Source organism: Curtobacterium sp. PsM8 (genome assembly GCF_030433875.1).
Classification (GTDB): Bacteria; Actinomycetota; Actinomycetes; order Actinomycetales; family Microbacteriaceae; genus Curtobacterium.
The window spans coordinates 1-8,906 of sequence record NZ_JARUXD010000100.1 but is presented as its reverse complement, the minus strand read 5'-3'; the positions used below and the strand labels follow the sequence as shown (position 1 = coordinate 8,906).

The window sequence follows — 8,906 nt, the reverse complement described above, 5'->3', positions numbered from 1 at the left end:
CCGCGGGGCCCGCGGCGCCGCGTCCCCCGGCCCGGGCCGCGCACAGCCGGGCGGGGTGGCCGGCCACCTGGGGGGCCGGGGCCCCCCGTGACGTCGATGGCGGGTCCGCGACGTCGAATGGCAGGTCCGCGACCGCTCAGTCCGGCAGCAGGTCCGGCCGGACGCGGCGTGTCCGCTCGACCTGCTGCTCGTGCCGCCAGCCGGCGATCCGCCCGTGGTGCCCACTGAGCAGGACGTCCGGCACGTCGAGGCCACGCCAGGAAGCCGGCTTCGTGTACGAGGGGTACTCGAGCAGGCCGTCCTCGTGGGACTCCTCGACGAGGGACTCGGGGTTGCCGACCACGCCGGGGACCAGACGGCCGACGGCTTCGATCATGGCCATCGCCGCGACCTCGCCGCCGTTCAGGACGTAGTCGCCGAGCGAGAGCTCGACGACGGTGCTCCGGGTCGCGGCCCACTCGAACACCCGGGCGTCGATGCCCTCGTAACGCCCGCAGGCGAAGACGAGGTGCTCGTGCTCGGCGAGCGAGCGGGCGATGGTCTGCCGGAAGGGGGTGCCCGCGGGCGTCGGGACGACGAGGGTCGAGGAGCCGTCGGAGCGGAGGATCGAGGACAACGCCTCGGCCCACGGTTCGGGCTTCATGACCATGCCGGCGCCGCCGCCGTACGGGGTGTCGTCGACGGTGCGGTGGCGGTCGGTCGTCCACGAGCGCAGGTCGTGCACGTGCAGATCGAGCAGCCCGCCCTGCCGTGCCTTGCCGAGCAGGGAGACGTCGAGCACCCCGAAGAACTCCGGGAAGATCGTGACGATGTCGATCCGCACGGATCAGTCCTCGGAGTCGGGGACCGACGTGTCGGGAGCCGACGACTCTGCAGCCGACGACTCTGCAGCCGACATGTCGGGCGCCCGAGTGACCGTCTCGGGACGGCTCATGTCCTCCGGGTCCTCGAACAGCCCCGTCGGCGGCGTCACCGTGACGGTGCCCGCCTCCAGGTCGACCGAGGGGACGATCGCCGCGACGAACGGCACGAGGACCTCGCCGCGGGACTCGGTGTCGACCACGAGCAGGTCCTGGGCCGGCATGTGGTCGACCCGGGCGACGGTGCCGACCTGCACACCGTCGCGGAGGACCGTCAGGCCGACCAGCTGGTGGTCGTACCAGGCGTCGTCCTCGCCGGTCTCTTCCTCGGTGTCCTGTTCGACCCAGAGGATGGCCCGTGCGAGGGTCTCGGCGGCGCTCCGGTCGGCGATGCCCTCGAAGAAGGCGACCGGGTGGGAGTTGTACCAGCGCAGCTCGTCGAGTGCGATGGTCTTCCCCGACCAGGGAGAGTCGTCGGGGACCTGGAGCGTGAAGACCGCTCCTGGCGTGAACCGACGATCCGGGTCGTCGGTGTAGAGCTCGAGCTTGATGCCGCCCTTGAGCCCGTGCGCCTTCGTGATGCGACCCACCCGGAGCTGGGTCGTCTCCCTAGGAATCGCTGTCCACCACGTCGACCCGCACGCGCTTGCCGTCGGCCAGGGCCGTGACGAGCGTGCGGAGCGCCTTCGCGGTGCGACCGGCGCGACCGATCACGCGGCCGAGGTCCTCGGGGTGCACACGCACCTCGAGGACCTCGCCCCGCGGGGAGGTGGAGCTGGCGACGCGCACGTCGTCAGGGTGATCGACGATCCCCTTGACGAGGTGCGTCAGCGCGGATTCGAGCAAGGACTACGCCTCGGTCGTCTCGTCGGCGGTCTCGGCTGCGGCCGGAGCGGCGGGGGCCGTCTTCTCCGACTTGGGCTTGAGGACGGCCTTCTTGGAGCTGTCGACCGTGAAGGCCGGCTTCGGCTCGCGGACCTGGACCTTGGACGCGGTGTCCTTCTCGCCCTTGAACTTGGCCCAGTCACCGGTCAGCTTGAGGAGCGCGGCGACCTGCTCGGTCGGCTGCGCGCCGACGCTGAGCCAGTACTGCGCACGCTCGGACTGCACCTCGATGAACGAGGGCTCCTCGGTGGGGTGGTACTTGCCGATCTCCTCGATGACACGACCATCGCGCTTGGTGCGCGAGTCGGCGACGACGATGCGGTAGTAGGGCGCTCGGATCTTGCCGAGGCGCTTGAGACGGATCTTGACAGCCACAATGACTCCTGTTGCGTACGTGTTGTGGTTGAACCGGAACCGCGGGCGTGGGGGCACACACGGTGGAAGCTCTGAGAGACTCGCGATCCGCTGGATAGAGGGTCGAGCGGACACGATTCGACCGTTCATTCTTGCAGATTCCGGAGCGGGAAGCGAGCCACGTCCCGCGGCGCGTCGGCGGCGCCCTACGGTGCCAGGCGTCGGACGGCCTCCAGGGCCTCGCTCGTCGCCCGGACGGCGTCGACACTGCGGGCGTCCCGGGCGCCGCCGACGACCGCGTACGGCACGTCTGCGGACTGGAGGCCCGTGGTCAACTCGTCCCGCGCCTCCTGTCCGGCACAGACCACGACGACGTCGGCCGGCACGGCGACCTCGTCCCCGGACTCGTCGCGGATCCAGAGGCGACCCGGCTCGATCCGCAGGTACTCCTGCACCCCGCCGACCATCCGGACCCCGGCGTCCCGGAGCCGGCCGAGCGCGACCCACCGCGAGGTGAGGCCGATCCCCTGCCCGAACTTGCCCGACCGGCGGAGGACCGTGACCTGGTGCCCGGGCCGGACCGTGCGCGCCGCGGTCGGCTGGCGCTGCGGCAGGTCCCCGACGAGCTCGTCGGACACCGGCACCTGCCACCGCTCGCCGAACTCGGTGGCACGCACGGCCTCGTCCGGGGACTCGGTGAGGAACGCGGCGGTGTCGACGCCGATGCCGCCGCCGCCGATGACCGCCACCGTGCCGTCGGGCACACCGTCGCGGAGGGCCTGCTCGTAGGTGAGCACGTGCGGCAGGTCCACCCCGGGGACGTCGACCACGCGCGGGGTCACCCCGGACGCGAGCACCACGGCGTCGCTGTCACGGAGGTCGGCGAGGGTGGCGGCACGACCCAGGTGCACGGTCGCACCGCGCTCCGCGAGTTCCGCGCGGGCTGCCTGCACTGGGCCGGCGTAGTCCTCCTTCCCGGGGATCTCGGCGGCGAGGCCGAACTGCCCGCCGAGCACGTCCGAGGCCTCCCAGAGCCGGACGTCGTGCCCACGTCGGGCGGCGTCGACCGCTGCGGCGAGACCGGCCGGTCCCCCGCCGACGACGTCCACGCGTTTCGGGGCCGCCGTCGGACGGAGCGGGAACCGCACCTCGCGGGCGGCACGCGGGTTCACCAGGCACGACACCGGCGCGCCGACGACGGACCGGTCGAGGCACGCCTGGTTGCAGCCGATGCACGTGTTCACCAGGTCGAAGCGGCCGGCCAGGGAGCGCTCGATGAGCTCCGCGTCCGCCAGGAAGGGTCGTGCCATCGCCACCGCGTCGATCCGACCGTCGGCGAGGACCGCTTCGCCGTCGCGCAGGTCCGTCATCCGGTTCGACGCGATCACGCGCACGTCCGGGTGGTCGGAGGCCCGGACCACGTCGGCGATCCGCGTCGCCTGCTCGATCCACGCGCCGTGCGGCACGGACGCCTGGATCGTCGGGGTCCGGGACTCGTGCCAGCCGATGCCGACCGAGATCGCGTCGAGGCCGAGCGGCAGCAGTTCGCGCACCAGGGCGTCGACGTCCGCGTCCGTGGAGGACCCGGGCATCAGGTCGGCGCCGGAGAGCCGGATCGTGACGGCCAGCTCGGGGACGGCGGCGCGGACGGCGCGGACGACCTCGATCGCGAAGCGACGGCGGCGCTCGGGGCTCCCGCCCCACTCGTCGTCGCGCAGGTTCGTCAGCGGCGACTGGAACTGGTTCACGAGGTACCCCTCGGACGCCATGATCTCCACACCGTCGAAGCCGATCGCCGCGGCCGTGCGGGCGGCCGTGGCGAAGTCCTCGATCGTCCGGCGGACCTCGTCGGCGGTCAGTTCCTCGGGCAGCACGCCACGCGCGGCCGCCCAGGGCAGCGCCGACGGGGCCACGGCCCGCTGCGGGCGGCCGTCGCGGTCGGTCAGTCCCCCGACGAGTGCGTACCGGCCCGCGTGGAACAGCTGTGCCAAGACCGTGCCGCCCTCGTCGTGCACCGCGTCCACCGCGCGGCGGAACCGTTCGTCGGCGCCCCCGACGCCGAACACCGCGAAGTCCGGACCGCCGCGGGCCTCGTCGCTCACCGCGATGCCGCCGGTGATGATGCACGCGACACCGCCGGCAGCGCGCTCCCGGTAGAACTCGGCCATCGCGACACCGCCGTCGTCCAGGACCTCGAGCCCAGTGTGCATCGACCCCATCACCACCCGGTTCGACAGGCGCAGGGGGCCGAGCGTCCAGGGCGAGGCCACGGTACGGAGCTCGGCGGGCACGTCGGCAACGGGCGGAACGACAGCGGTCACGCAACGAACACTAGGCGAACGTGCCCGCTCGGCGGCAGAGCGGACACGCCGGACTCTCCGTCGTTCCGGTGGGACGGACGGGCAGGATGGCCCCATGGACATCCGGTTCTCCGAATCCGCTCCGTCGACGATCGGCGTCGAGTGGGAGCTGCCCCTCGTCGACCGCGCGACGGGTGACCTCACGCCCCGGGCCCCGGCGGTGCTCGCCGCCGTCCGCGAACGCCTGGACGATCCGGACCGGGTGACGGAGGAACTGCTCACCAACACGGTCGAGGTCGTCACCGGCGTCCACGACACCGTCGGCGGCGCCACCCGGGAGCTCTCCGGCATCATCGGCGAGGTCATCGACGCGGCCGATCCCCTCGACGCGCAGGTGATGTGCTCCGGCACGCACCCGTTCGCGCAGTGGGACCAGCAGGAGATCACGCCCGACAGCGAGCACTACACGACCCTCATCGACCGCACCCGCTGGTGGGGCCGGCAGATGCTCATCTGGGGCGTGCACGTGCACGTCGGCATCGACGACCGCGACAAGGCCGTCCCGATCATGAACGCGATGCTCGGCTACGTCCCGCACCTGCAGGCGTTCACGGCCTCGAGCCCGTTCTGGGCGGGCACCGACACGGGCTACGCCTCGAACCGGGCCCTGATGTTCCAGCAGCTGCCGACCGGTGGACTCCCGCCGCAGCTCGGTGCGTGGGCGAACTTCGAGGAGGTCGTCGGCGACCTCGTGCACACCGGCGTCATCGACGGCGTGAAGGACCTGCGCTGGGACATCCGCCCCTCGCCGGGTTGGGGCACGATCGAGAACCGCGTGTCCGACGGCATCTCGACCCTGCACGAGGTGGGTGCGGTCACCGCGCTGGTGCAGTGCCTGGTCACCGAGAGCTCGGACCGGATCGACGCCGGCGAGACCCTGCAGGCGATGCAGCCGTGGTTCGTCCGCGAGAACAAGTGGCGAGCCGCCCGGTACGGCATGGACGCCGAGATCATCACGAACGTCGCTGGGGACGAGCGACTGGTCACGGACGAGGTCCACGACCTGGTCGCTCGCCTCGACCCGGTCGCGGAACGACTCGGCTGCCAGGAGGAACTGCACCACCTCGACACGATGATCGAACGGGGCGCCTCGTACCAGCGGCAGCTCGCGGTCGCGCAGGAGAACGGCGGCGACCTCCGCGCGGTCGTGCAGCACCTGGTCGGCGAGCTCCGCGACTCGCTCTGAGCACGCGTCCCCACGGGGCGGACGGGAGGCCCGGTACCAGCTGGTACCCCTCCCTCGCAGGCTCGGTCGGCGCGCCCCGCGTGCCGCTGGCGCGTCACGCTGAGCGGGGCGCGCCCGTCCGTCAAGCGCTGACGTGCGCAGTCAGCGACACATGGTCAACGACCGAGGAACTTCTGCAACGACGCGAGTTCTTCCTCGGACGGCGCGCCGCCGTTCTTCCCGGACCCCATGCCGAGCCCGAGGCCCGCACCCTTCGGCGCCTGCTGCGGAGCCGGAGCGGCACCGGAGGCGAGCGCCGCGCGCTTCGCCGGGTTGCCGACCTTCTTCTTCTTGCCCTGCGGCTGCAGCTTCTTGCCGCCGTGCATGCCCGGGATCGGCCCCATGCCCGGCATCTGCGGGACACCGCCGCGGGCGACGGTCTTCATCATCTTCGCGGCCTGCTCGAACCGGTTGACCAGGGCGTTCACCTCGGTCACCGTCGATCCGGCACCGCGGGCGATGCGCAGGCGGCGCGAGCCGTTGAGGAGCTTGGGCAGTTCGCGCTCCTGCGGCGTCATCGACTGGATGATCGCCTCGGTGCGGACGATCTCGCGCTCGTCGAAGTTGTCGAGCGCTTCCCGCATGCCCTTCGCGCCGGGGAGCATGCCGAGCATGCCCTTGATCGAACCGGCCTTCCGGAGCTGCTGCATCTGCTGCAGGAAGTCGTTCAGGGTGAAGTTGTCGGTCGCGATCTTCTCGGCGACCTTGCGGGCCTCGTCCTCGTCGAACGCGCCCTGTGCCTGCTCGATGAGCGACAGGATGTCGCCGAGGTCGAGGATGCGGCTCGCCATGCGGTCCGGGTGGAACGGCTCGAAGTCGTCGAGCCCCTCACCGGTCGACGCGAACATGATCGGGCGTCCGGTGATCGAGGCGACCGACAGGGCCGCACCACCGCGGGCGTCACCGTCGAGCTTGGACAGGACGACGCCGGTGAAGTCCACGCCCTCCTGGAAGGCACGGGCGGTCGTGACGGCGTCCTGACCGATCATCGCGTCGATGACGAAGAGGACCTCGTCCGGGTCGACGGCCTTGCGGATGTTCGCGGCCTGCTTCATCAGCTCGGCGTCCACACCCAGGCGACCGGCGGTGTCCACGATGACGGTGTCGTACTGCTGGTCGACCGCGGCCTTGATGGCGTTCTTCGCGACCTTGACCGGGTCGCCGACGCCGTTGCCGGGCTCCGGTGCGAAGACGTGCACGCCGGCCTGCTCGCCGACGACCTGCAGCTGCTGCACCGCGTTCGGACGCTGGAGGTCCGCCGCGACGAGCATCGGGGTGTGGCCGTCCTTCTTGAGCCACTTGCCGAGCTTGCCCGCCAGCGTCGTCTTGCCGGCGCCCTGCAGGCCCGCGAGCATGATGACCGTCGGCGGCCGCTTCGCGAACTCGAGGCGTCGCTGCTGCCCGCCGAGGATGCCGACGAGCTCTTCGTTGACGATCTGGACGACCTGCTGCGCCGGGTTCAGCGCCTTGTTGACCTCGTCCGAGAGTGCCCGTTCACGCACCGAGGCGGTGAAGGACTTCACGACCTCGAGCGCGACGTCCGCGTCGAGCAGTGCCCGCCGGATCTCGCGGACGGTGCCGTCCACGTCGGACGGGGTCAGCCGTCCCTTGCTCCGCAGGTTGCGGAAGGTCTCGGTGAGCCGATCGGAGAGTGAACCGAATTGCGCCATGATCCGACCATCCTACCGTCCGTCGCGCGCGACCCGGGAGGCGCGGCACCGGCCCGCCCCGCCGGCACGGTTCACGCGCGCTCGCGTCGGGACCGCTGCGGCACCCGACGCGCGATCACCAGGGCGGTGAGCGCCATCAGGGTCGAGCCCACCGCCATGAGGACCGATGCCCCGTCCTCGGCGGCGAAGTACCGGAGCGTGATGGTGCCGGCGACCGCCCACGGCATCCAGGCGACGGCGAGCGCCGCGGCGAGGACGGTGTGCCGACCGCGGACGAGTCCGCCGACGGCGACCAGGACGAGCACCCCGACCACGCCGAGGAGGGCCGGCGTGACCCCGGCTCCCCACCACGATCCGTCGGTGAGCAGGGTCGCCTCGAACGGGTGCCCGGTCGGCAGCTGCAGGCCGACGAAGAGCGCGAGTCCGGCCGTCACCACCCCGAACGCGGTGCCGAGGGCGCGGCGGTCCCGCGGCGCCCCGGTGTTCGCGACGACGACGAGCGCCGCCACCGTGACGAGCGTGGTCGTCCCCGGTCCGTTCCAGTTCTCGGTCGCCTGCACCGTGATGCGAGCGACGACGATGCCGAGCACCGCCAGGACACCGGCGAGGTGGGCGAGCATCCGCTGTCGGCCGAGTGCCGCGAGCGCGCCGAGCAGGATCGGGACCGCGAACAGCACGCCGGGGTTCCGGAACGGTCCGAACGCGGGCAGGTCGGGCCAGGCCGTGCCGGCCGGCGGCCCCCACGGCACCCACGAGACCGCGAGCAGGTAGACCAGGGCGAACCCGGCGGCGGCTCCGGTGCCGATGGACGCCGCGAGCACCCGGACGTCCCCGGGGACGACGGCGTTCACGCGTTCACGGACGCCCTGCCACCGCAGTTCGGCGAGCTCGCCGTGCGCCGGTCGGGTGCGGCCCTCACCGTCGGCGACGTCGAGCAGCGTGCCGAGCATCGCCGGCCCGTGCGTCCGTCGCCACCGCGTCGGGTACCACCCGAGCGCCCGGTCGTAGTCCTGTTCCAGTCTCGTGTTCGTCACGACGCTCCCCCCGGTCGGATGTGCATGCTGCGTGCGGCCGGGCTCGGCCGCCACGCGGTGAGCCGTGCCCGTGCGGCGGCGGCGTTGGCCTCGATGCGGCGGACCTCGGCGTCGAGGGCGTCGGCGCCGGCGTCCGTGAGTTCGAAGTAGCGACGGAGTCGTCCGTCGACCACCTCTTCCCCCGCGCTGGCGACGAGCCCCTGGTCGAGGAGTCGGTCGAGGACGGCGTAGAGCGTGCCGACCTTGAGTCGGACCCGCCCGTCGGACAGTTCGGCGGCGTCACCGATGAGGCCGTACCCGTGCTTGCGTCCCCCGGCCAGGGAGGTCAGCACGAGCAGGGTCGGTTCGCGCATCTCAGCGGTGCTCATGTGGCGAAGATACTCTGCCCAACAGAGCATGGCAAGCGCGGGTGCACCACAGACCGACGGGAGGCACCCCACCACCAGGAGGGGACCCTCCCGTAGGTCGAGCGGGAGCGTGTCACACGCGCCTCCCCCCACCCCCGGCGCCGCCGAGGA

Annotated in this window: 9 protein-coding genes; 1 reads left to right on the top strand and 8 read right to left on the bottom strand. The window is 72.1% G+C overall.

The annotated features are described in order from the left end of the window. Positions 1-136 precede the first annotated feature (136 nt). From trmD to QCD68_RS16035, 5 genes are all read right to left on the bottom strand, one after another. Positions 137-823, bottom strand: coding sequence for a tRNA (guanosine(37)-N1)-methyltransferase TrmD (gene trmD, locus QCD68_RS16055; RefSeq protein WP_111075587.1), 687 nt, complete (start codon positions 821-823; stop codon positions 137-139). Between the two features lie 3 nt (positions 824-826). After that, positions 827-1,450 (bottom strand): ribosome maturation factor RimM, encoded by a 624-nt coding sequence (gene rimM / locus QCD68_RS16050; RefSeq protein WP_301223742.1) that lies wholly within the window; start codon positions 1,448-1,450, stop codon positions 827-829. Between the two features lie 19 nt (positions 1,451-1,469). Continuing rightward, positions 1,470-1,706: an RNA-binding protein gene (locus QCD68_RS16045; RefSeq protein ID WP_111075589.1), complete on the bottom strand. Its 237-nt coding sequence runs from the start codon at positions 1,704-1,706 to the stop codon at positions 1,470-1,472. A 3-nt stretch (positions 1,707-1,709) separates the two neighbouring features. Next, a complete protein-coding gene (rpsP, locus tag QCD68_RS16040) occupies positions 1,710-2,120 on the bottom strand; it encodes a 30S ribosomal protein S16 (RefSeq protein WP_111075590.1) in 411 nt (136 codons plus the stop codon). 185 nt (positions 2,121-2,305) lie between these two features. After that, the gene (locus QCD68_RS16035; protein WP_301223741.1) at positions 2,306-4,420 is read right to left on the bottom strand and encodes an oxidoreductase; all 2,115 of its coding nucleotides are present in this window, start codon (positions 4,418-4,420) and stop codon (positions 2,306-2,308) included. A gap of 94 nt (positions 4,421-4,514) precedes the next feature. On the opposite strand from QCD68_RS16035, the gene QCD68_RS16030 reads away from it, so the two are divergent. Beyond that, the gene (locus tag QCD68_RS16030) at positions 4,515-5,645 is read left to right on the top strand and encodes a glutamate--cysteine ligase (RefSeq protein WP_301223740.1); all 1,131 of its coding nucleotides are present in this window, start codon (positions 4,515-4,517) and stop codon (positions 5,643-5,645) included. Positions 5,646-5,800: 155 nt separating this feature from the next. Here QCD68_RS16030 and ffh read toward each other — a convergent pair whose 3' ends face one another. The 3 genes from ffh to QCD68_RS16015 all read right to left on the bottom strand — a co-directional run bounded on the left by ffh (position 5,801) and on the right by QCD68_RS16015 (position 8,756). Next, on the bottom strand, positions 5,801-7,354 hold the full coding sequence (ffh, locus tag QCD68_RS16025) for a signal recognition particle protein (RefSeq protein WP_301223739.1): 1,554 nt from the start codon (positions 7,352-7,354) through the stop codon (positions 5,801-5,803). Positions 7,355-7,425: 71 nt separating this feature from the next. Next, positions 7,426-8,388, bottom strand: coding sequence for a hypothetical protein (locus tag QCD68_RS16020; RefSeq protein ID WP_301223738.1), 963 nt, complete (start codon positions 8,386-8,388; stop codon positions 7,426-7,428). Next, the gene (locus QCD68_RS16015; RefSeq protein WP_301223737.1) at positions 8,385-8,756 is read right to left on the bottom strand and encodes a PadR family transcriptional regulator; all 372 of its coding nucleotides are present in this window, start codon (positions 8,754-8,756) and stop codon (positions 8,385-8,387) included. Before QCD68_RS16015 ends, QCD68_RS16020 begins: the two co-directional genes overlap by 4 nt. Positions 8,757-8,906 lie beyond the last annotated feature (150 nt).

Bases quoted from the DNA above. Each gene is read 5' to 3' on its own strand.
- QCD68_RS16015 (WP_301223737.1), bottom strand. From the start codon at position 8,756: ATGAGCACCGCTGAGATGCGCGAACCGACCCTGCTCGTGCTGACCTCC.
- QCD68_RS16030 (WP_301223740.1), top strand. From the start codon at position 4,515: ATGGACATCCGGTTCTCCGAATCCGCTCCGTCGACGATCGGCGTCGAG.
- ffh (WP_301223739.1), bottom strand. From the start codon at position 7,354: ATGGCGCAATTCGGTTCACTCTCCGATCGGCTCACCGAGACCTTCCGC.